General features: G+C 71.4%; 19 protein-coding genes. 9 read left to right on the top strand and 10 right to left on the bottom strand.

What is annotated here, in order from left to right:
• Positions 1–3: 3 nt before the first annotated feature.
• Positions 4–1755, bottom strand: a complete 1752-nt coding sequence (locus tag ASD10_RS14230) for an NAD+ synthase (protein ID WP_056609521.1) — start codon at positions 1753–1755, stop codon at positions 4–6.
• Positions 1756–1867: 112 nt separating this feature from the next.
• Here ASD10_RS14230 and glnA point away from each other — a divergent pair, with 112 nt between their 5' ends.
• The 3 genes from glnA to ASD10_RS14215 all read left to right on the top strand — a co-directional run bounded on the left by glnA (position 1868) and on the right by ASD10_RS14215 (position 7381).
• Positions 1868–3205 (top strand): type I glutamate--ammonia ligase, encoded by a 1338-nt coding sequence (gene glnA, locus ASD10_RS14225; RefSeq protein WP_056609520.1) that lies wholly within the window; start codon positions 1868–1870, stop codon positions 3203–3205.
• A 54-nt stretch (positions 3206–3259) separates the two neighbouring features.
• Positions 3260–6169: a bifunctional [glutamine synthetase] adenylyltransferase/[glutamine synthetase]-adenylyl-L-tyrosine phosphorylase gene (locus tag ASD10_RS14220; protein WP_056609518.1), complete on the top strand. Its 2910-nt coding sequence runs from the start codon at positions 3260–3262 to the stop codon at positions 6167–6169.
• A 72-nt stretch (positions 6170–6241) separates the two neighbouring features.
• A complete protein-coding gene (locus ASD10_RS14215) occupies positions 6242–7381 on the top strand; it encodes a DUF3152 domain-containing protein (protein ID WP_157432610.1) in 1140 nt (379 codons plus the stop codon).
• 18 nt (positions 7382–7399) lie between these two features.
• Here ASD10_RS14215 and ASD10_RS14210 read toward each other — a convergent pair whose 3' ends face one another.
• The 7 genes from ASD10_RS14210 to ASD10_RS14180 all read right to left on the bottom strand — a co-directional run bounded on the left by ASD10_RS14210 (position 7400) and on the right by ASD10_RS14180 (position 13653).
• A complete protein-coding gene (locus ASD10_RS14210) occupies positions 7400–7678 on the bottom strand; it encodes a WhiB family transcriptional regulator (RefSeq protein ID WP_056609514.1) in 279 nt (92 codons plus the stop codon).
• 2 nt (positions 7679–7680) lie between these two features.
• Entirely contained in the window at positions 7681–8841 is a 1161-nt protein-coding gene (locus ASD10_RS14205; RefSeq protein WP_235501882.1) for a cyclopropane-fatty-acyl-phospholipid synthase family protein, read from the bottom strand.
• 65 nt (positions 8842–8906) lie between these two features.
• Positions 8907–9653, bottom strand: coding sequence for a DUF1365 domain-containing protein (locus tag ASD10_RS14200; RefSeq protein ID WP_056609509.1), 747 nt, complete (start codon positions 9651–9653; stop codon positions 8907–8909).
• Entirely contained in the window at positions 9647–10939 is a 1293-nt protein-coding gene (locus ASD10_RS14195) for an NAD(P)/FAD-dependent oxidoreductase (RefSeq protein ID WP_056609507.1), read from the bottom strand. The genes ASD10_RS14200 and ASD10_RS14195 overlap by 7 nt, the downstream gene beginning before the upstream one ends.
• Before the next feature lie 15 nt (positions 10940–10954).
• Positions 10955–11170 (bottom strand): hypothetical protein, encoded by a 216-nt coding sequence (locus ASD10_RS14190; RefSeq protein ID WP_056609505.1) that lies wholly within the window; start codon positions 11168–11170, stop codon positions 10955–10957.
• Positions 11171–11198: 28 nt separating this feature from the next.
• A complete protein-coding gene (locus ASD10_RS14185) occupies positions 11199–12500 on the bottom strand; it encodes an acyl-CoA desaturase (RefSeq protein ID WP_056609503.1) in 1302 nt (433 codons plus the stop codon).
• A 58-nt stretch (positions 12501–12558) separates the two neighbouring features.
• Positions 12559–13653 carry a ferredoxin reductase gene (locus ASD10_RS14180; RefSeq protein WP_056609501.1) on the bottom strand — a complete coding sequence of 365 codons (1095 nt, stop codon included), beginning with the start codon at positions 13651–13653 and terminating at the stop codon, positions 12559–12561.
• 140 nt (positions 13654–13793) lie between these two features.
• On the opposite strand from ASD10_RS14180, the gene ASD10_RS14175 reads away from it, so the two are divergent.
• Positions 13794–14426: a TetR family transcriptional regulator gene (locus ASD10_RS14175; RefSeq protein WP_056609499.1), complete on the top strand. Its 633-nt coding sequence runs from the start codon at positions 13794–13796 to the stop codon at positions 14424–14426.
• Positions 14427–14459: 33 nt separating this feature from the next.
• Here the strand turns inward: ASD10_RS14175 and ASD10_RS14170 are convergent, their stop codons facing one another.
• A complete protein-coding gene (locus tag ASD10_RS14170) occupies positions 14460–14876 on the bottom strand; it encodes an SRPBCC family protein (protein WP_056609497.1) in 417 nt (138 codons plus the stop codon).
• 144 nt (positions 14877–15020) lie between these two features.
• Positions 15021–15665 carry a GNAT family N-acetyltransferase gene (locus ASD10_RS14165; protein ID WP_056609495.1) on the bottom strand — a complete coding sequence of 215 codons (645 nt, stop codon included), beginning with the start codon at positions 15663–15665 and terminating at the stop codon, positions 15021–15023.
• A gap of 120 nt (positions 15666–15785) precedes the next feature.
• Between ASD10_RS14165 and ASD10_RS14160 the strand changes: the two genes are divergently transcribed.
• From ASD10_RS14160 to ASD10_RS14140, 5 genes are all read left to right on the top strand, one after another.
• On the top strand, positions 15786–16148 hold the full coding sequence (locus tag ASD10_RS14160) for an STAS domain-containing protein (protein ID WP_056609492.1): 363 nt from the start codon (positions 15786–15788) through the stop codon (positions 16146–16148).
• A 339-nt stretch (positions 16149–16487) separates the two neighbouring features.
• Complete coding sequence (locus tag ASD10_RS14155) at positions 16488–17246, top strand: RNA polymerase sigma factor (protein ID WP_056609490.1); 759 nt, start codon at positions 16488–16490, stop codon at positions 17244–17246.
• Between the two features lie 34 nt (positions 17247–17280).
• Positions 17281–18693, top strand: a complete 1413-nt coding sequence (locus ASD10_RS14150) for a 3' terminal RNA ribose 2'-O-methyltransferase Hen1 (protein ID WP_056609488.1) — start codon at positions 17281–17283, stop codon at positions 18691–18693.
• The gene (locus ASD10_RS14145; protein ID WP_056609486.1) at positions 18690–21185 is read left to right on the top strand and encodes a polynucleotide kinase-phosphatase; all 2496 of its coding nucleotides are present in this window, start codon (positions 18690–18692) and stop codon (positions 21183–21185) included. Before ASD10_RS14150 ends, ASD10_RS14145 begins: the two co-directional genes overlap by 4 nt.
• 29 nt (positions 21186–21214) lie before the next feature.
• Positions 21215–22135 (top strand): AEC family transporter, encoded by a 921-nt coding sequence (locus tag ASD10_RS14140; protein WP_056609484.1) that lies wholly within the window; start codon positions 21215–21217, stop codon positions 22133–22135.
• Positions 22136–22143: the final 8 nt, after the last annotated feature.

Below are 22143 nucleotides of genomic sequence, written 5' to 3'. Positions count from 1 at the left end.
CCGCTAGAGCTTCTCGCGCCAGCGGTGCGTGATCGGCACGCGGCGGTCGCGGCCGAAGTTGCGGCGCGAGACCTTGGGTCCCGGCGGGTACTGGCGGCGCTTGTACTCGGCGCGGTCGACCAGCCCGATGACGCGCTCGACCAGGGCCGGGTCGAAGCCCTCGGCCACGACGTCGGCCGAGCCGAGGTCGCGCTCGACGTAGGCGTCGAGCACGGCGTCGAGCAGGTCGTACGGGGGCAGCGAGTCGGAGTCGAGCTGCCCGGGGCGCAGCTCGGCCGACGGCGGCTTGCTGATGGTGTCCTCGGGGATCGGCGGCGTCTCACCCCGCTCGGCGGCGTACGCGTTGCGCCAGGTCGCGAGCTCCCAGACCAGGGTCTTGGGGACGTCCTTGATCGGCGCGTAGCCGCCGACCGCGTCGCCGTAGATCGTCGAGTAGCCCGTCGCGAGCTCGGACTTGTTGCCGCACGCCAGCACGAGGTGGCCGTGCTGGTTCGACAGCCCCATCCAGATGACGGCGCGGATGCGCGCCTGCAGGTTCTCCTCGGCCAGGCCGTCGAGGTGCAGCGCCTGCTGGTACTGGTCGAAGATCGGCGCGATCGGCACGGTCTGCAGCGTCAGGCCCGTGCGGCGCGCCTGCTCGGCCGCGTCGGACGTCGAGTGCTCGGTCGACCACGCGCTGGGGTTGGACACGCCGAAGACGCGGTCGGCCCCGAGCGCGTCGACCGCGATCGCGGCGACCAGGGTCGAGTCGATGCCGCCGGACATGCCGAACAGGACCGACGAGAAGCCGTTCTTGCCGACGTAGTCGCGCAGGCCCGTCACGAGCGCCGTCCAGATCTCCTGGTGCCGCGGCAGCCGCTCGTTCGTGACGGTCGGCAGCGGCTCGTAGGCGTCGAAGGGCTCGGCGGAGATGATCGTGCGCTTGATCTCGAGCCCGCCGAAGCGCTCGTCGGAGTCGGGCATGGACGGGGTCGCCGCCGGCAGCTCGAGGTCGACCACGAGCAGCTCGGGCTCGAACTGGCCCGTGCGCCCGAGGACCTCTCCGTGCTGGTCGACGACGATCGAGTCGCCGTCGAAGACCAGCTCGTCCTGGCCGCCGACCAGGTTGACGTAGGCCAGCACACAGTCGCCCTCGGCGGCGCGGCGCGAGCACAGCTCGAGGCGCACGTCGTCCTTGTCGGCCTCGTACGGCGATCCGTTGGGGACGACCAGCAGTGCCGCCTCGGCCGCCTTGGCCGCCGCCGACGGGCCGTCGCGCCACAGGTCCTCGCAGATCGCGAGGGCGACGTCGATGCCGCCGATCTGGACGACGTTGATCGTGTGGCCCGGGACGAAGTTGCGGATCTCGTCGCCGACGCCGTAGTTCCAGAGGTGGTGCTTGGCCTGACGCGCCACGACCCGTCCGCCGTGCAGCACGGCGACGCAGTTGGTCGGCGCGTTCTTGGGGATGCCGAGCCCCTCGGCGAGGCCCTCGGCGCGGTCGAGGTAGCCGACGACGGCCACGACGTCACCGCACCCCTCGTCGAGGAGCCGGGCCGCGAGGGCCTCGATCGCGGCCTGCGAGGCCGTGATCAACGAGGCCCGCATCGCGAGGTCCTCGATCGGGTAGCCCGTCAGCACCATCTCGGGGAACACCACGAGGTGGACGTCCTGCGCGGCGGCGTCGCGGCAGTGCTCGACGACGAGATCGGCGTTGCCGGGCAGGTCGCCGACGGTCGCGTTGACCTGGGCCAGGGCGAGGCGGAGCTGGGGCATGCGAGGAGCCTATCGTCGGCCCACGGGGCCCGTCCCGCGCCGCCACCGGTCGGCACGGGACGAAGCGCCCCGGTTCACCTCGCCGTAACACGGTGCATGCGAGGATGACGGCATGGGAAAACAGGAAGACTTCGTGCTGCGTGCGCTCGAGGAGCGCGACGTCCGATTCGTGCGTCTGTGGTTCACCGACGTCCTCGGATCGCTGAAGTCCGTGGCGATCGCCCCGGCCGAGCTCGAGGGTGCCTTCGCCGAGGGCATCGGCTTCGACGGCTCGGCGATCGAGGGCTTCGCCCGCGTGCACGAGGCCGACATGCTGGCGATGCCCGACCCGTCGACGTTCCAGATCCTGCCGTGGCGCGGCGAGACGCCCGCGACGGCCCGCATGTTCTGCGACATCCTGCTGCCCGACGGCACCCCGTCGTACGCCGATCCGCGCCACGTCCTCAAGCGGGCGCTGCAGAAGGCCGCCGAGGCCGGGTTCACGTTCTACACCCACCCCGAGATCGAGTTCTTCCTGTTCAAGGGCAAGCCCGACAAGGGTGACCGCCCCGTCCCGGTCGACGACAGCGGCTACTTCGACCACACCGCCCAGGGTGGCGGCCAGGACTTCCGTCGCGAGGTCATCACGATGCTCGAGAACATGGGCATCTCGGTCGAGTTCAGCCACCACGAGGGCGGCCCCGGCCAGCAGGAGATCGACCTGCGCTACGCCGACGCGCTCTCGACGGCCGACAACATCATGACGTTCCGCACCGTCGTGCGCGAGGTCGCGCTGAGCCAGGGCAAGTGGGCCTCGTTCATGCCCAAGCCCTTCACGGAGCACCCCGGCTCGGGCATGCACACGCACGTGTCGCTGTTCGAGGGCGACGAGAACGCGTTCTACGAGGCGGGCGCCGAGTACCAGCTGTCGCAGACCGGTCGCGCGTTCATCGCCGGCGTCCTGCGCCACACGCCCGAGATCACGGCCGTGACCAACCAGTGGGTCAACTCCTACAAGCGCCTGGCCGGCGGGGGAGAGGCGCCCAACTACGTGTGCTGGGGCCACAACAACCGCTCGGCCCTGATCCGGGTCCCGATGTACAAGCCGCACAAGGGCAACTCGGCGCGGGTCGAGAACCGTGCCATCGACGCGGCGTGCAACCCGTACCTGGCGTTCGCGCTGGTGCTCGCCGCGGGTCTCAAGGGCATCGAGGAGAAGTACGAGCTGCCGCCCGAGGCCGAGGACGACGTCTGGTCGCTGAGCGAGAACGAGCGCAAGGCCATGGGCATCGCCCCGCTGCCGCGCAACCTCGACGAGGCCATCCGCACGATGGAGGCCAGCGAGCTGGTCGCCGAGACGCTCGGCGAGCACGTGTTCGACTTCTTCCTGCGCAACAAGCGCGCCGAGTGGCAGGACTACCGGTCGCAGGTCACGCAGTTCGAGATCGACCGCCTCATGCCCATGGTGTGAGGCAGCCTGACGCGGCCCGGCGGGTCGCCGTCCGTCGGACGGTAGCCTGAGCCGGTGGTCATCGACGCACGAGAACTCGTCCGCAAGGGCTTCCGCGACGGCGAGGGGGCCGTCGGCCTGCTCGCCTCGATGGGCGAGGTGCCCCCCGACCTGGTCGACCAGATCGCGACGGTCGCGAGCCCCGACACCGCGCTGTCGTCGCTGGCGGGCATCGCCGGTCGCATGGGTGCCGCCGAGCTGTTCGCGCTGCTCGAGGGCGACGCCGAGCTGCGCCAGCGCCTCCTGGTCGTGCTCGGCACCAGCGAGGCGCTCGGCGACTTCCTGGCCAAGCGGCCCGAGCACGTGCGCGACCTCGCGTCCGACGAGCTGTCGCCCGTGCCGATCGCGCTCGAGCAGAGGCGCCGGCAGATGGAGGAGGCGACGACGGCCGACGAGCTGCGCGTGGCCTACTACCGCAAGCTGCTGCACGTCGCGGCACGCGACCTGACGGCGCTGACGACGTTCGAGCAGTCGTCGGCCGAGCTGTCCGACCTCGCGGTGGCGACGCTCGGCGCGGCCCTCGCGATCGCCCGCGCCAACGAGCCGGCCGCCGACCGGTGCCGCCTGACGATCATGGCGATGGGCAAGACCGGCGGTCACGAGCTCAACTACCTCAGCGACGTCGACGTCATCTTCGTCCACGAGCCCGCCGAGGGCGCCGACGACCACGAGGCCGCGACGGCCGCGACCCGGCTGGCGTCGGCCGTCATGAAGCTGTGTCGCGAGCACACCGGCGAGGGGACGATCTGGGAGGTCGACGCCGACCTGCGACCGGAGGGCAGGAACGGCTCGCTCTCGCGCACGCTCGGCAGCCACGTCGCGTACTACGAGAAGTGGGCCAGCACGTGGGAGTTCCAGGCGCTGCTCAAGGCCCGGTTCGCGGCGGGCGACGAGGAGCTCGGCCGGGCCTACGTCGACGCCCTGACGCCCATGATCTGGTTCGCCAGCACCCGCCCGAACTTCGTGCCGGACGTCCGCGCGATGCGCAAGCGCGTCATCGAGCACATCCCCTCGGCGCACCGCGAGCGTCAGCTCAAGCTGGGGGCCGGGGGGCTGCGCGACGTCGAGTTCGCGGTGCAGCTGCTGCAGCTCGTGCACGGCCGCGCCGACGAGAGCCTGCGCAGCCCCACGACCCTGACGGCACTGACGGCGCTGATCGACGGCGGGTACGTCGGTCGCCGCGACGGCGCCGCGATGGAGGAGGCGTACGAGTTCCTGCGCACCCTCGAGCACCGCATCCAGCTCTACCGCCTGCGGCGCAGCCACATCGTCCCCGACGACATGGAGGACCTGCGCCGCATCGGCCGCAGCATGGGCTTCCGGTCGAACCCGGCCGACAGCCTGGTCAAGGAGTGGCAGGCGCACCGCCGCATCGTGCGGCGCCTGCACGAGAAGCTGTTCTACCAGCCGCTGCTCGAGGCCGTCGCCTCGCTGCCGACCGACGGCCTGCGCCTGACCCCGCTCGCGGCCGAGCAGCGGCTGACCGCGCTGGGCTTCATCGACCCCAAGGGGGCGCTGACGCACATCCAGGCGCTGACCTCGGGGCTGTCGCGCCGGGCGTCGATCCAGAAGTCGCTGCTGCCGGCGATGCTCGCGTGGTTCGCGGCCTCGCCCGACCCGGACGGCGGCCTGCTGGCGTTCCGCAAGATCTCCGAGGGACTCGGCGAGACGCACTGGTACCTGCGCAAGCTGCGCGACGAGGGTGCGGGAGCCGAGCAGCTCGCGCACGTCCTGTCGTCGAGCCGCTACGTCACCGACCTGATCCTGCGCGCGCCCGACTCCGTCGCGCTGCTGGGCGACGACGCCGAGCTGCGGCCCCTCGAGCGCGAGCGCCTGCGCACCGAGGTCGACCTCGCGGCCGACCGGCACCACAGCTCGGCCGACGCGATCCGCGCCGTCCGCCGCGTGCGCCGCCGCGAGCTGTCGCGCGTCGGCATCGCGGACGTGCTGGGACGGCTCGACATCACGGAGGTCGGCGAGGCGCTGACCGACATCTCGACCGCGACGCTGGCCGGGGCGCTGAAGGCGTCGACCGCCGCGGTCGAGGCCGACCGTGGGCCCATGCCGACGCGCATGGCGATCATCCTGATGGGCCGCCTCGGCGGTGGCGAGGCGGGGTACGGCTCCGACGCCGACGTCATGTTCGTCCACGACCCGCTCGAGGGTGCGGACGAGGGTGCCGCGGCATCGGCCGCGATGGCCGTCGCCCAGGGACTGCGCAAGATGCTGGCCGCGCCCGGCGACGACCCCGCGCTCGAGGTCGACGCCGAGCTGCGCCCGGAGGGCAAGAACGGGCCGCTCGTGCGCTCGTTCGCGTCGTACCGCGCGTACTACGAGAAGTGGTCGGCGGTGTGGGAGGCGCAGGCGCTGCTGCGGGCCAGCGCGACGATCGGCGACGCCGACCTCAGCGCGCGCTTCACCGAGCTGATCGACCCCCTGCGCTGGCCCGTCGGTGGCGCGACGGCGGCCGAGGTGCGCGAGATCCGCCGCATCAAGGCGCGGGTCGACTCCGAACGGCTGCCGCGCGGCGCCAATGCCAAGACGCACCTCAAGCTGGGTCGCGGCGGGCTCGCCGACGTCGAGTGGACCGTGCAGCTGCTGCAGATGCAGCACGCCCACGCGGTGCCCGGCATGCGGACGACCCGCACCCTCGACGCCCTGCACGCCGCGGTCGAGGCCGGGCTCGTGCCGCCGGACGACGCCGAGACGCTCGAGACGGCGTGGCGGCTCGTCAGCCGCATCCGCAACGCCGTCGTGCTGATGCGCGGCAAGCCCGCCGCGTCGATGGTCGAGCAGGCCGGCGAGCGGGCCGGCGTCGCGCACCTGCTCGGCTACGGCATGGAGCACAGCGAGCGGCTCATGGACGACTACCTGCGCACGACGCGTCACGCGCGGCAGGTCGTCGAGCGCATCTTCTACGCCTGAGCCCTCGCGGAGACCCGGCACGATCGCCGGCAGGTATCGTCAGGGGGTCGTCGACCACGGAAGGTGCCGATCATGACCATGTCCATCAGGGGTGCCGCGGCCCTCGTCACCGGCGCCGTGCTGACGGCGTCGCTGCTGCTGGCGGCGCCGGCCGTCGCCGACGAGGCCGTCGTCAGCACCGCGCCGCCGGCCGTCACCGGCACGGCGCAGCTCGAGCAGACGCTCACGGCGCAGCCGGGCACGTGGACGCCCGGCGACGTGTCGTTCTCGTACCAGTGGCTGCGCAACGGCGCGCCGGTCGGGACCGACTCGCCCGCCAACACGACCCGCGCGCTGTCGGACGTCGCGGACGTCGGCACGACGTACGCCGTCCGGGTGACCGGCACGCGTCCGGGAGCCGCGCCCGTCTCGGTCACCAGCGCCCCGACCGGGCCGGTCGCCAAGGGGACGTTCGCCAGCACGCGCCCTCCGAGCATCACGGGCAGCCCGAAGTACGGCAGGAAGCTGACGGGGCGCACCGGCTCGTTCTCGCGCCGGGCCGACCTCGACTACCGGTGGCTGCGCGACGGCCGGCCCATCGGCGGCGCGAAGGGCCGTCACCACCGCGTGCGGTCCGCCGACGTCGGGCACCGCATCACGTTCCGCGTCAAGGCCTCGCGTCCGGGCTTCTCGACCGTGACGGCGGTGTCGCAGGCCAGGACCGCCACCAACCTGCGCAGCGTCCGCAAGACCGTGACGTACTCGGTGCGGACGCGCGGCTCGGTCTCGGCGAGCGTCGCGACGTTCAAGAGGCTCGCGCAGGAGACGTACGACGACCCGCGCGGGTGGCGAGCGATGGGCGTCCGGTTCAAGCGGGTGTCGTCGGGTGGCGACTTCACGCTGTGGCTCAGCCAGGCGTCCAAGGTGCCGAGCTTCTCGTCGGCCTGCAGCACGACCTACAGCTGCCGCGTCGGCCGCAACGTGGTGATCAACGAGACGCGGTGGCAGCGGGCCACGCCGGCGTGGGACGACCGCGACGGCACGCTGCGCGACTACCGCCACATGGTCGTCAACCACGAGACCGGCCACTGGTTCGGACGCGGCCACGTCTCGTGCGGCGGCAAGGGGCAGAAGGCACCCGTCATGCAGCAGCAGTCGAAGGGCCTCAAGGGCTGCTCGATCAACCCGTGGCCCAAGAGCAACGAGCTGCACGCCCCCCGCTACGGCTGGTGACGTGGCTCGCCGCGCTCGTCAGGCGGTCTCGCGCAGCAGCTGGTCGCGCTCGTTGATCGTGAGCCCGCCCCACACGCCGTACGGCTCGCGGACGGTCAGGGCGTGGTTGAGGCACTCCTGCACGACGGGGCACACCGCGCACAGGGCCTTGGCCGCCGACTCGCGAGCGCGCCGGCGCGGTCCGCGCTCGGCGTCGGGCGAGAAGAACGTCTCCGGGTCGACCCCGCGGCAGGCACCGTCGTACTGCCACTCGTAGGTCTCCTGGATGGGCATCGGAAGGCGGGAGATCGCGGCCATGGTCAGGCCTCCTTCGGGCGGGTCATCTGCAGCTGGAACACGTCGATGTACCCCACGCGGAAGCCGGCCTCGCAGTACGCGAGGTAGAACTCCCACATGCGGCGGAACGTCTCGTCGAACCCCTGGGCGTTGATCGTGTCCCAGTTGCGGTTGAACGCGTCGCGCCACTCGTGCAGCGTGCGGGCGTAGTCCTGGCCCAGCGAGCGCCGCTCGGTGACCTCGAGCGTCGTGTGACCGGCGAGGGTCTCGTCGATCGCGTCGAGCGACGGGATCAGGCCGCCCGGGAAGATGTACTTCTGGATCCACCCGTACGAGTTGCGGGTCTTGAGGTAGCGGTGGTGCTCCATCGTGATGGCCTGGATCGAGACCTTGCCGCCCGGGGCGAGCAGGCGGTCGATGGTGTGGAAGTACGTCGGCCAGTACTCCTCGCCGACCGCCTCGATCATCTCGACGCTGACGATCGCGTCGTACTCGCCCGTCACGTCGCGGTAGTCGACGAGCTGCAGGTCGACGTCGACGCCGGCCTCGGCGAACCGCTCCTCGGCCAGGGCGGCCTGCTCGTTCGAGATCGTGATCGTGGTGACCTTCGCGCCGCGCTGCGCGGCGCGGATCGCGAGCGCACCCCAGCCGCTGCCGATCTCGAGCACGCGCGTGCCCTCGGTGACGCCCGCCTGGTCGAGGATGCCGTCGATCTTGCGCAGCTGCGCCGACTCGAGGTCCTGCTCGGCGCTCTCGAACCACGCGGCGGAGTAGCTCATGCTCGGGTCGAGGAACTGCGCGAACAGGTCGTTCGACAGGTCGTAGTGGGCCTCGATGTTCTTCTTCGAGCCCTCGACGGAGTTGCGCTGCGCGTGCGGCAGCTTCTTGTCGACGAAGACGCGGAACTTCTGCAGCGGCACCGGGACGATCGCGGTCAGCCGCTCCGCGAACGGGGCCAGCAGGTCGGCGAGGTCGGTCGAGTCGCCCGTCGTCCAGTCGCCGGCCATGTACGCCTCGCCGAAGCCGATCTTGGTGTCGGCGCCGAGGCGCGAGAAGAACGCCTTCGGGCGGACGACCCGCATCTCGGGGGAGTCGGGTCCACCGGCGCCCCACGTGCTGCCGTCGGCGAACGTGAGCCGCACCGGCACGCGGTCGACCGTGGGCCGCAGGATCGCCTGGGCCACTCGCGCCCTCAAGGGCGTACGGGGGGTGTTCGCGATGCCGGGCCATCGAGAGGTGGCGAGCTGCGTCATCGGGTGCCTTCCTGCGGTTCGTGAGCCGGACGTCGGACGACCGGCAGCCGTCTCATCCAGAGCCAGACACCTTGTATTCGGATCAGGGCGCTGGTGCGATGGGTCATGAGCGGCAATTTGATGAGAAGTCGTGCGAGCCTGCCGCCCGTGGCTGGCCGGGGTGTTCCCCGAAACGTCGCGCTGAAAACGGCCTCGCCGCCCTGACGCAGGATGATCGTCGACGAGACCTTGTCGGGCGTCAGCGCGAACTGCAGGTCGTACGAGCCCTCGACGGTGAAGAACGGGGAGACGTAGAAGGCCTTGTCGACCGAGTCGCGGCCGTCGGCGTCGGGGCGCAGGACGTACGCGTGGCGCTCGCCGTACGTGTTGTGCACCTCGGCGACGATGCACGTCAGCGATCCGTCGGGGGCGAGGGCCCAGAAGACGCTGAGCGGGTCGAAGGTGTGGCCGAGGACCCGGGCGTTCGCCAGCATGATCAGGCGGTGGCCCGACACGTCGACGCCCTGCGCCGCGCAGAACCGCTCGATGTTGGCGCGGATCGTGTCGTCGGGGTCGCCGATGTGGTCGGACGCCTTGAACGTCGAGAACGGACGCAGGGGGAGCGCCATGCGAGGGAGGTCGTCGACGTCGACGAGCCACTGGTAGATGCGGTACGAGAAGCGGTGCCGCAGGGGAGTGCGGCGGGTGTGCCCGACGGTTCCCTCGACGAGCGCCGGGAGCGGGGGCAGCCCCGTCGTCACCATGCAGTGCCCAGGGCGGCCGCCGCGTCGACGCCCGACCGGCAGCCGTCCTCGTGGAACCCCCACCCGTGGTACGCGCCGGCGTACACCGTGCGGTCGGAGAACAGGCGCTTGAGCTCGCCCTGCGCCGCGACGGAGGACGGCGTGTAGATGGGGTGCGTGTAGGCCATCGTCGCCAGCACGGTGGACTGGTCGATGCTCTCGGCGGAGTTGAGCGTCACGAGGAAGGGCTCGGCGCTCTCGATGCCCTGCAGGCGGTTCATCCAGTACGTCACGGCGGAGTGGTCGCTGCGGTCGGAGCAGCCGTCCATGCGGTAGTTCCACGCCGAGCGGGCCGCGGGGGCCGACGGCAGCAACGACGGGTCGCGGTGCAGCTGGACCTCGTTGTCGGAGTACTCGAACGCTCCGAGGACGCTGCGCTCGTCGTCGGTGGGATCGGTCAGCAGCGCCAGGGCGTCGTCGGCGTGGGTCGCGATGACGACGGCGTCGGCCCGGTGGGTCGTGCCCGAGGCGTCGACCAGCTCGACCCCGTCAGCCGTGCGGGTGATCGAGGTGATCGCGCTGGACGCCTGCACGCCGCAGCCGTCGCGCTCGGAGATCGCGGCCCGCACCCTGTCGACGTACGTGCCGGAGCCACCGACGACCGTGAACCACTGCGGCGAGCCCTTGATCGACAGGAAGCCGTGGTGCTTGAGGAACTCGAACAGGTAGCGCGCGGGGTACTCGAGCGCCGTCTCGTGCCCCGACGACCAGACGCACGAGACGACCGGGATGGCGTAGTGCGAGACGAAGTAGTCGCTGAAGCCGTGGGCCTGGAGGAAGTCGCCGTACGTCTGCGGCTCGCGGTCGTCCGCCGGGCTGTCGAGCAGGGCGTGCGCGAGGCGGCCGAACCGCTTCACGTTGACCAGCATCGCGAGGTAGCGGGGGTCGAGCAGGCGCCGGCGCTGCGCGAAGATGCCCTTGCCGCCACGGCCGCCGGCGTACTCCAGACCGCACCCGTCGCAGTGGATGCTCATGCTCATCTCGGTCGGGTGGACCTCGACGTCGAGCTCGCGGAACAGGCGGCGCAGCAGCGGGTACGTGCGGTCGTTGTGCACGATGAACCCCGTGTCGACGCGGTGCGTTGCACCGGGATCGGCGATCGTGTGGGTGTGCGCGTGTCCGCCGACGCGGTCGTCGGCCTCGAACACCGTGACGTCCCACTCGTCGCGCAGGACGTAGGCCGCGGTGAGTCCCGAGACCCCTGATCCGACGACGGCGACGCTGCGTCGGTGACTGTCTTTCTGCATGTCTTTGATTCGTCGCTAGGGGCGCACGGGATTGGTGTCGTCGAGGTCTTCGCCGGCACGCTTGCTGGCCTCGGCGATCTCGAAGATCTCGGTGCCGAAGGCGCCGATCTCGGCCGTGATCTTGCGAGCCGTCTCGAACAGGATCGCCACGACGTGCCCTGCGCTGCCGATCGCCGCCTCGGTCGACTGCTGGACGACGTCCTTGGCGATCTCTCGCCGGCTCAGCGCCATCGTGGTGCCTCTTCTCGCTCGCAGGTGACTACGAGGTCAATTGTGTCCCACGGAGGGCCTCGACGCGACGGGCGGCCTCCTCGCGCTTGGCGCGGCGCAGCGCCTTGGACTCGGGGCTGTTGCCGACCTTGAGCGGATCGCTCGGCTTGCGTCCGTAGACCGCGAGCTGGCGGGCCACGCTGGCGAGCTGCTTGGACAGACGACCCGTGTTGTAGGTCAGGCCGTACTGCTCGACGAGACGCTTGACGTCCTCGGCGACCTCGGGGTAGCGACGGGCCGGGATGTCGGGGAACAGGTGGTGCTCGATCTGGTAGCTCAGGTTGCCCGTGAGGACGTGGAAGGGGGCGTGGCCCGAGATGTTGGCCGAGCCCAGGAGCTGGCGCAGGTACCACTGGCCGCGCGACTCGTTCTGCGCGTCCTCCTCGGCGAACGTCTGCACCTCGGCGGGGAAGTGGCCGCAGAAGATGATCAGGAACGTCCAGATGTTGCGCATGATGTTCGACACGACGTTGGCGCCCAGGATCGCCAGGGGGGCCCACCAGCCGACGAACGGGACCAGCGCCAGTCCGACGACGGGCCACGCGACGTAGTCCTTGAACACCTGGCGGCGGATCTTCTGCATCGCGCGCTTCTTGCGGGCCTGGAAGTCGGCCTTGCTGATCTTGCCCTGGAGGTACTGGTCGAGCTCGATGCCGTGGTACATGACGCCCCACTCGAACACGATCATCAGGACGAAGGCGAGCGGCAGGTTGAACCGGTGCGTGCCGTACCAGGGCTGGTCGGCGTCGATGCGCAGCAGGTTGTAGCCGATGTCGCGGTCCATGCCGTGGATGTTGGTGTACGTGTGGTGAATGTAGTTATGGCCGTGCTTCCAGTCCTGGGCGGGCGCCATGTTGTCCCACTCGTAGCGCGCGCCGTTGACCATGGGGTCGTTCATCCAGTCGTACTGGCCGTGCATGACGTTGTGGCCGATCTCCATGTTGTCGAGGATCTTGGCCAGGCCGAGGAAGACGATGCCGGCGATGAACGCGGGCGGGAAGAACGGCATGAAGATGCCGATGCGACCCAGCACCTCGCTGGCGCGCTGCGCGCGGATGACGCGGCGGATGTAGTCGGCGTCCTTCTGGCCCAGGTCGTCGAGGACGCGCTGGCGGACGGCGTCGAGCTCGCGCCCGAACTCGTCGAGCTGCTCGTACGTCATGTGGTCGAGGCCGATCGTGGCCGGCTTGTCGGAGAACGGGTTGATCAGCGTCAGGGGTGCCGCGTTGTGCGAGCTGGCGCTGCGGGGCTTGATCGCGGCCTTCTTGGACCGGCGGAGCGTGATGGCCATGTGACGTCCTTCGTGGTGGGCGAGATCGTGGGTCGGTGGGGTGGGAGGCGGTCGGGTCTCAGAGGGCGACGTTGACGTCGCCGACGGGGACCTGCACGCAGATCTTGATGGTCTGGTCGGTGTCGGCGCTGATCTCGCCGGTCACGACGTGACGGACGGCGCCGCTGTTCTTCTTGAGGGCGCACGTGTTGCAGACGCCCATGCGACAGCCGAAGTCCGGCTGGAGGCCCGCCGCCTCGGCCTGCTCGAGGATCGTCTGACCCGTGTTCGGGGCCTCGACGAGCGAGTCGTCGAAGGCCAGGGTGCCGGTCGCGTCGGCGGCGTCGACGTCGACGCTCGGCACCTTGAAGTACTCCTGGCGCAGCTGGTCGGCCGCTCCGAGCTCGTCGTACGTGTCGCGGACGGACGCGATGAGGCCCGCGGGACCGCACACGTACGTCAGGGTCGTGGCGGGGTCGATGCCGAGGTGCTCGAGGTGGTCGACGTGGAAGCGTCCGGCCAGCTCGGCATCGGACTCGGGGGCCCGGGTGTACACCCGCACGACCCGCATCGACGTCGTCGCCGCGATCTCGTCGAGCTCGTCGGTGAACATCTCGTCGTCGCGGCTGCGGGCGTAGTGCAGGAACGTGACGTCGCCGGCGTGTCCCCGGTCGCGCAGCGTGCGCAGCATCGACATGACGGGCGTGACGCCCGATCCGCCGCTGACCAGCAGCAGCGTCGACGGGACGGCCTCGGGCAGGACGAACTCGCCCTCGGCCTGCGACAGGTAGACGATCGTGCCCGGGGCGAGCTCGCGGTGCAGGAACTGCGAGACGTAGCCGTCGGGGTGGGCCTTGACCGAGACGCTGAAGGTCCGGTCACGGCGCCGGGACGAGGGGGCGCTGGAGACCGAGAAGACGCGGATGCGGCGGGTTCCGTCGACCTCGACGCCGAACTGCACGTGCTGGCCGGGGCGGAACCCACGCCAGGCGCCGTTGGGGCGCATCACGACGGTGCTGGCCTCGCCGGTCTCGCGGCGCACCTCGACGACGCGGGCCCGCACGTGGTCGGCCGCGAGCATGGGGTGCACCTGCTCGAGGTAGTCGTCGATCGAGTTGGGCGAGGTCAGGGACCGGACCGCCGTGGAGGTCAGCGCCGTGCGGATGATGCCCATGCGTGGCCCCCGTCGATTCAGTGAACGTGCGTACACTCAAAGTGTGCCCGACCGATGCCGCCGAGGCAACCGACGCGCCGCGTGAGGTGAGGCACGGTGAACACAGGTGTTCACCCAAATCGGCGCGATACGCTGTCGCCATGACCGAGTCCGTGCAGGCTGCCTCGCGCCAGGAGCAGAAGGGGCGCACGCGGCAGGCGATCCTGGCGGCCGCGCTCGAGCTGACCCAGCACCAGGGATTCGCCCAGATCAGCCTGCGCCAGGTGGCCCGCCACGCCGGGATCGTGCCGACGGCGTTCTACCGGCACTTCGACTCGATGGACGAGCTGGGGCTCGCGCTGGTCGAGCAGTCGTTCTCGACGCTGCGCCGCATGATCCGCGAGGCGCAGCGCGATCCCAAGGTCTTCGACAACATCATCGACGCCGCGGCCGACGTGCTGGTCGAGGCGGTCAAGCACAGCAAGGCGCACTTCGCGTTCGTCGCGCGCGAGCGGGTCGGCGGCTCCGAGGCCGTCCGGCGCGCCATCCGCCACGAGCTCGACCTGTTCGTCAGCGAGCTGGCCGTGGTCCTGGCGCGTCTGCCCAACATCGAGACGTGGTCGACCGAGGACGTGCAGATGGTGTCGCGGCTGTTCGTCCGCAACATGGTCTCCAACGCCGAGGAGGTCGTCGAGATGCCCGACGGCCGGCCCGACCTGGAGGAGCGCATCAAGGAGGGCGCGCGACGGCAGATGCGCCTGATCGTCGTCGGCTTCAAGGACTGGCGCAGCTGAGGCCGACCCGGCGCCCGCGGGGGCGGGAGGGGCTCAGCGCGCCTTGGCGACCTGCTCGGCGCCGTAGGAGTCCTGCGCCGCCGTCGCGAGCCGGTCGAGGGCCTGCTTGAACACGTCGTCGCCCAGGGAGTCCTCGAGCTCCTGCAGGTCGGCCTCGTCGGCCGTGAACTCGGCCGACCAGGTCACGTAGGACGTGCCCTCGTGCGCGGCCTGCTCGACCAGGATCGTCGCGCGGTGGTCCTTGATCGGGAACGGCGGCTCGGGCATCGAGTACGACAGCGTGCGCGCCTCGTCGTCCTTCGACACGATCGTCACGACGAGCTCGGCCGACGCCTCGGGCCCGTTGGTGTAGATGCGCAGCTTCGGGTGCCACTCGGCGAAGTCGCCGGCCAGGGACCACACCACCTCGGCGGGAGCGGCGACGAACGTGCGACGGGAGATGCGGGGCATGGATGTCCTCTGGTGCGGTGGTCCGGGTGTCGTGACATTCAACCCCGAGCGGGGGTCGTCCGCCCCATTTTCGCATGAGGCGTACCTCACCTGCGACAGGCCTTCACCCGCCGGCCGCGTCCGGCGGGACACGGGGAGGAAGGGTCAGGCGCCCATGACCGAGAGCATCTCGAGGCGCGTCCGCCAGCCGAGCGTCGTGTAGAGGGCGCGGCCCTGCGCACTGGCGGCCAGCAGCCCGAGGGTCGCGCCCCGGCCGTGGGCCTGCGCCGTGAGGACGGCCATGACGTGCCGGCCCAGCCCTCGCCGTTGGAAGGCGGGCATCGTCTCGACGCGGTCGAACGTCGCGACGTCGCCGAGCATCCCGACGGTGCCGACCGCAGCGACGGCGTCGCCCGACTCGAGCGTGTAGGTCACGTGGTGCTCGTCGACGTCCCAGCGGGACGTCAGCCCGTCCGGCGGCGCCGGCACGGGCGCGTCGTCGAGTCGCACCGACATGAGCGCCTCGTCGTCGCGGTCGACACGGACGCCGTCGCGTCGTCTCGCCGTCAGGTAGGGGCCGACGTCGTGGGCCATCACCGTCAGCATCGCGCGCGGGTCGCCGGCGACGTGATGCGTGAGGTCCTGCCACGTCTCGACCCCGGGGTCGACGCACACCAGCTCGGTCTCGCGCGACGGCGCGGCGACGCGCACCAGGGGCCAGCCGTCGAGGCGCGACGTGGTGAGGTCGCGGGTGTGCGTCCAGGCGGCGAGCCACTGGTCGACGATCTGCTGCGACGTGTCGGTGACCATGTGTCGATCCTCGCAGCAGCGCGTGACTAGAATCGGGGCGGTTGTGCAGCAGCCAGGCGGCGGGCCGTTCGTCCCGCCGTGGTTCGACGCATCGGCGTTTCGACGTATCGGGGATGAGGCATGACGCAGCAGCTGACGGTGGGAGTCCGGCACGAGGACCCCTTCACCGTGATCGAGGTCGCGGGCGAGATCGACATCGACACCGCGCCGCAGCTGCGCGACGTCGTCGTCGAGGTCACCGACGCGGGGGCCGACCGTCTGGTCTTCGACCTGTCGGGCGTGACGTTCGTCGACTCGATCGGCCTGGGCGTCTTCGTGCTGGCGCGCAAGAAGATGCTGCTGCGGCAGGGGTCGGTCGCGATCGTCGCCCCCACGCGCCGGGTCGTCGCGATCTTCCGGATCTCGGGCCTCGACGAGCTGTTCCGCCTCCGCCCGACGCTCGCGGCGGTCTTCGCCGATGCCGACCCCGCCGAACCCGCCTGACGCCACGCCGGGAACACGCCGGGAAAGAGAGTGTCCCCGCGCCGTTGGTGCGGCCGGGGACGTCGAGCCCGTGATCGCTAGATAGGGCGACCCGGTGCTGGTCCCATCCTAGCCGTGTCGCGGGGCCGCCGGTGTCGTGCACGTCGGCGACGTGCCACAGGTCACACCCGGGTCGGGACTTCGGTCCGTACCCGCCGGTAGGACGTCGGGTTACGCTGGCGGCCGAGTATGCGTGATGCTCCTCATACGAGCAATCTTCCCCATGCGCGGCTCCGAATCGTTGGACATAGACATACAGCTCATGTGCCGTCGGGGGACGGACGACCCCAGGGGAAGAACATGCACGGCAGTACCGCTCACGTCCACGCGTACATCGACGACGCCGAGGGCGAGGTCGACGACGCCGTCCTGATCGCGCGGACCCGCGCCGGCAGCGACGACGCGTACTCCGAGCTCTACCGCCGCTACGAGTACAGCGCCTTCCGTCTGGCCCGCCACCTGGGGCGGCGCGAGGAGGCCGACGACGTCGTCAACGAGGCGTTCGCCCGCGTGCTCGACCTGCTGCAGCGCGGCAAGGGCCCCACCGAGTCGTTCCGGGCCTACCTGTTCACGACGATCCGCCACGAGTGCGGCGCGCGCGCCAAGCAGGAGAAGCGCGTCCGTCCCACCGACGACGACACGCAGATCGACTCGGCCGTCGAGTTCGGCGCCGGCACGCTCGACGCGTTCGAGCGCGAGACCGTCCGCGCCGCGTACGCCTCGCTGCCCGACCGGTGGCGCGAGGTCCTCTGGGCGCTCGACGTCGACGGCCGCAAGCCGCAGGAGATCGCCGCGATGCTCGACCTGAGCCCCAACAGCGTCTCGGCGCTGGTCTACCGCGCCCGGGCCGGGCTCCGCGAGGCCTACCTGCGCCAGCACGTCAAGACCGAGGCGCCCGAGGGCGAGGCGCACACCGAGGTGCGCGCCCTGTTCGTCCGCGTGCTGCGTCGCACCGCTACGGCCCGCGACCAGGAGCGCGTCCACACGCACCTGGCGACGTGCTCGGCGTGCATGACGGTCTACCTCGAGCTGGCCGAGGACGCCGCGCGCGTCGCCTGAACCGCCTCGTCCCGGTCTGGGGCAGACTGTCCGCATGCTGCTGACGGTCTCGGCCCGGCGATCGCCGGCACTCGACGACCCCGCCGACCTCGGGTACCTGCTGCACAAGCACCCGGAGCGGGCGCAGGCCTTCGAGGTCTACGGGGGCACGGCGCACGTCTTCTACCCCGAGGTCGGGCCCGAACGGTGCACCGCGGCGATGCTGCTGGAGGTCGACCCGGTCGCGCTGGTGCGTGGCCGCAACGGCTCGCACGACGGCTTCGCACTCGGCCAGTACGTCAACGACCGCCCGTACGTCGCGTCGTCGCTGCTCTCGGTCGCGATGGGCAAGGTGTTCCGCTCGGCGCTGAACGGTCGGTGCCGGGGCCACGACGACCTCGTGGCGAGCCCGCTCGACCTGACGATCGCCCTGCCCGCGGTGCCGGGCGACCCCGACCTGCTGGGACGGCTGTTCGAGCCGATGGGTTGGACCGTCGTCGCGACGCCCGTCGCGCTCGACGACACGCGGCCGGAGTGGGGTGACGCCCCGCTCGTCTCGCTGACGTTGACGGGCTCGATGCGCCTGGCCGAGGCGCTCAACCACCTCTACGTGCTCCTGCCGGTGCTCGACGACGCCAAGCACTACTGGGTCGGCGACGACGAGGTCGACAAGCTCGTGCGGGCGGGATCGGGCTGGCTCGCGACGCACCCCGAGCGTGAGCTCGTGACGCACCGCTACCTCGCTCACCAGCGGGGCCTGAAGGACGCCGCGATGCAGCGGCTCGTCGAGCTCGACGACCGTCCGGTCGTCGAGTCGCTCGAGGACGACGACGTCGTCGCCACCACCCGCCCCCTGGTGCGCCTGCGCCACGACGCGGTGCTGGAGGAGGTGCGCCGCATCCGTCCCGCGTCGGTCGCCGACCTGGGCTGCGGGTCGGGCGCCCTGCTGGCGGCCCTGCTCGAGATGCAGGGCGTCGTCCGCGTCGTGGGCACCGAGGTGTCGGACGCGTCGCTGTCGAGGGCGGCCACGCGGCTGCACGTCGACCGCATGACCGAGCGCCAGTCCGACCGGCTGACCCTGCTGCTGTCGTCGCTGCAGTACGAGGACCCGCGCCTGGCCGACGTCGACCTCGCGATCCTGATGGAGGTGGTCGAGCACGTCGACCCGGGCCGTCTGCCCGCCGTGGTCGCGAATGTCTTCGGCGCCATGAGACCGCGGCACGTCGTCGTCACGACGCCCAACGTCGAGCACAACGCCCGCTACCCGGCGTTGCGCGACGGAGGGTTCCGGCACCCGGACCACCGGTTCGAGTGGACGCGCGCCGAGCTCGCCGACTGGGCCGCGTCGGTCGGTCGGGCGTACGGGTACGACGTCGAGCTGCGGCCCGTCGGCGACGACGACCCCGAGGTCGGTCCGCCCACCCAGATGGCGGTCTTCGCCCGGCGCGCCGCGGAGGTGGCGTCATGACGACGCTCGAGGTGCCGGAGCTGTGCCTCGTCGTGCTGGTCGGCACGAGCGGGTCGGGCAAGTCGACGTTCGCGGCGACCCACTTCGCACCGACCGAGGTCGTCTCGAGCGACGAGTGCCGTGCGATGGTGTCGGACGACGCCAACGACCAGGACGCGACGTCCGACGCGTTCGCGGTGCTGGAGTTCATCGTCGGCAAGCGCCTCGAGCGCGGCCGGCTGACGGTCGTCGACGCGACGAACGTGCAGGCCTCGGCGCGTCGCTCGCTGCTCGCCCTCGCGAAGGAGCACGACGTCCTGGCGGTCGCGGTGGTCCTCGACGTGCCGGCCGGCGTCGCGGTCGAGCGCAACGCGTCACGTCCCGACCGCGACTTCGGCGCCCACGTCGTCAAGCGGCAGCACGACCAGCTGCGGCGGTCGATCAGGGGGCTGCGGCGCGAGGGGTTCCGCACGGTCCACGTGCTCGACTCGGTCGAGGCGGTCGCGGAGGCGTCGTTCACGCGCACCCGGTTGTTCAACGACCGTCGCGACGAGACCGGTCCGTTCGACGTCGTCGGCGACGTGCACGGGTGCCGGGTCGAGCTCGAGGAGCTGCTCGATCGCCTCGGCTACGGCATCGTCCGCGACGACCGGGGACGCGCGGTCGACGCATCGCACCCCGACGGACGGCGCGCCGTGTTCGTCGGCGACCTCGTCGACCGCGGGCCCGACTCGCCGGGCGTCCTGCGCCTCGTGATGGGCATGGTCGCGGCCGGCCACGCCCTGTGCGTCTCGGGCAACCACGAGGCCAAGCTGGTGCGGGCGCTCGGGCGCCGCGACGTCACGACGTCGCACGGGCTGCAGGAGACGCTCGACCAGTTGGCGCTCGAGGACCCGGAGTTCGTCGTGGCGGTGCGGGAGTTCTGCGACGCCCTGGTCGCCCACTACGTGCTCGACGGCGGACGGCTCGTCGTCGCGCACGCGGGCCTGAAGGAGAAGTACCACGGTCGTGCCTCCGGCAGGGTGCGGGCCTTCGCGCTCTACGGCGACACCAGCGGCGAGACCGACGAGTTCGGCCTGCCCGTGCGATACCCGTGGGCCGACGACTACCGGGGCGCGGCGACGGTGCTCTACGGCCACACGCCGGTGCCCGGGGCCGAGTGGGTCAACGGCACGATGTGCCTCGACACGGGGTGCGTGTTCGGTGGCGACCTGACGGCGCTGCGGTACCCCGAGCGCGAGGTCGTGTCGGTGCCCGCCCACCAGACGTACTACGAGCCCGTCCGTCCCCTCGCACCGCCGGAGCGGGAGGCGGGCACGCTCGCGCTCGACGACGTGCTGGGGCACCGCGTCGTCGAGACCCGGCACCTGGGCAGGATCACGCTGCGGGCCGACGACGCCGCGGGCGCCCTCGAGGTCATGAGCCGCTTCGCGGTGGCCCCCGCCGACCTGCTGTACCTGCCGCCGACGATGTCGCCGGTCGACAGCTCGACCCGTGAGGGCCTGCTGGAGCACCCCGACGAGGCCTTCGACCACTACGCCAGGCGATCGGTGACGCGGGTCGTGTGCGAGGAGAAGCACATGGGGTCGAGGGCCGTCGTGCACGTGCGCGCCGACGGCACGGGCGTCGTCCACTCGCGGACCGGGCGGTCGTTCTTCGCGCCCGCGCGGCAGGACGCCGTGCTGGCCCGCATCGCACGGGCCGCCTCGGCGGCCGGCCTCTGGGACGAGCTGGGCGCCACGTGGCTGTTGCTCGACACCGAGATCCTGCCGTGGACCGCCAAGGCCGAGGCCATGGTGCGCGACCAGTACGCCCGGGTCGGTGCCGCCGCCACGACGGCGCTGCCGGACGCCGTGGCCGTGCTCGAGTCGGCGTCGGCGCGGGGCATCGACGTCGCCGATCTGCTCGAGCGCACCCGGTCGCGGTCGGCGAACGCCTCGCGCTTCGTCGACTCCTACCGCCGCTACGTCCAGCCGGTCGACAACGACCTGGGGGTGCAGGTGGCGCCGTTCCAGGTGCTGGGCAGCGACGCCGGCACGTACGAGCAGCTCGCCCACGGCTGGCACCTCGACGTGGCCGACCGCCTGGCCGCCGCCGATCCCGAGCTCGTCCGCACGACCCGCCGCCTGGTGGTCGACACGTCCGACGACGAGTCGAGGTCCGCCGGCGTCGCGTGGTGGGAGGAGCTGACCGCCGGCGGCGGGGAGGGGATGGTCGTCAAGCCGTTCGACAACCTCGTCCGCGGGCCCAAGGGCCTGGTCCAGCCCGGTCTCAAGGTGCGCGGACGCGAGTACCTGCGCATCATCTACGGCGCCGACTACACCGATCCCGCGACGCTCGAGCGTCTGCGCGGTCGCAACGTCGGCCAGAAGCGGTCGATGGCGCTGCGCGAGTACGCGCTGGGGCTGGAGGCCGTGCGGCGGGCGGTGGCGGGGGAGCCCGTCTGGCGGGTGCACCAGTGCGTCTTCGCGGTGCTGGCGATGGAGTCGGAGGCCGTCGACCCGCGCCTGTGACGGTCGTGCCCCCGCACTAGGGTCGATGCGTGACGGGGGTCTTCGAGGGGTTCGCGACGATCGGCATCCTGATCGCCCTCGGCATCCTGCTCGCGCACCTGGGGATCATCGACGAGGCGGGGCAGCGGACGCTCTCGACCCTCGCGTTCTTCGTCGCGAGCCCCGCGCTGCTCGTGACGGTGCTGGAGTCGAGCGACGTCGCGGAGATCTTCTCGGGCGCCCTGCTCGCGACGGTCGCGGCGGTCCTGGTGACGGGGGCCGTGTTCGTCGCCATCGCCGTGGTGCGCCGCGAGCCCCTCGGCGAGACGGTCGTCGGGACGCTGTGCTCGGCCTACGTGAACGCGGGCAACCTGGGCCTCCCGATCGCGTCCTACGTGCTGGGCGACCCGGCCCTCGTGGCGCCCGTCATCCTGATGCAGCTGCTGGTGCTGCAGCCCCTCGCGCTGGTGCTGCTCGACGCCGACGCCAGCGAGAACCGGCTGTCGTGGCGCGCCGTGCTCGCCCGTCCGCTCAAGAACCCCATCACGATCGGCTCGTTCCTCGGCCTGGTGCTGGCCGTCACGGGCACGAGCCTTCCCGCGACCGTCCACGACCCCCTCGAGCTGGTGGGGGGCATGGCGGTGCCGTCGATGCTGCTGGCCTACGGGGTGTCGCTGCGGCTCGGCCCGCTGCCGGGGCGCGGCGTCCCCGTCGGCCGGCTCGGCCTGGTGGTCGCGCTCAAGCTCGTCGTCCAGCCGGCGGTGGCGTACCTCGTGGGCCGGTTCGCGCTCGACCTCGACACCCCCGCGCTGCTGGCGGTGACGGTGCTGTCGGCGCTCCCGACGGCCCAGAACGTCTTCATCATCGCGTCGCGCTACGAGCGGGCGCAGCTCATGGCGCGCGACGCGATCTTCGTCAGCACGCTGGCGTCGGTGCCGGCGGTCGTGGTCATCACGGCGCTCGTCGCCTGAGCGCGCCT

Source organism: Aeromicrobium sp. Root472D3, from assembly GCF_001426485.1.
GTDB lineage: Bacteria > Actinomycetota > Actinomycetes > Propionibacteriales > Nocardioidaceae > Aeromicrobium.
This window is presented reverse-complemented; position numbering and strand designations above follow the sequence as displayed.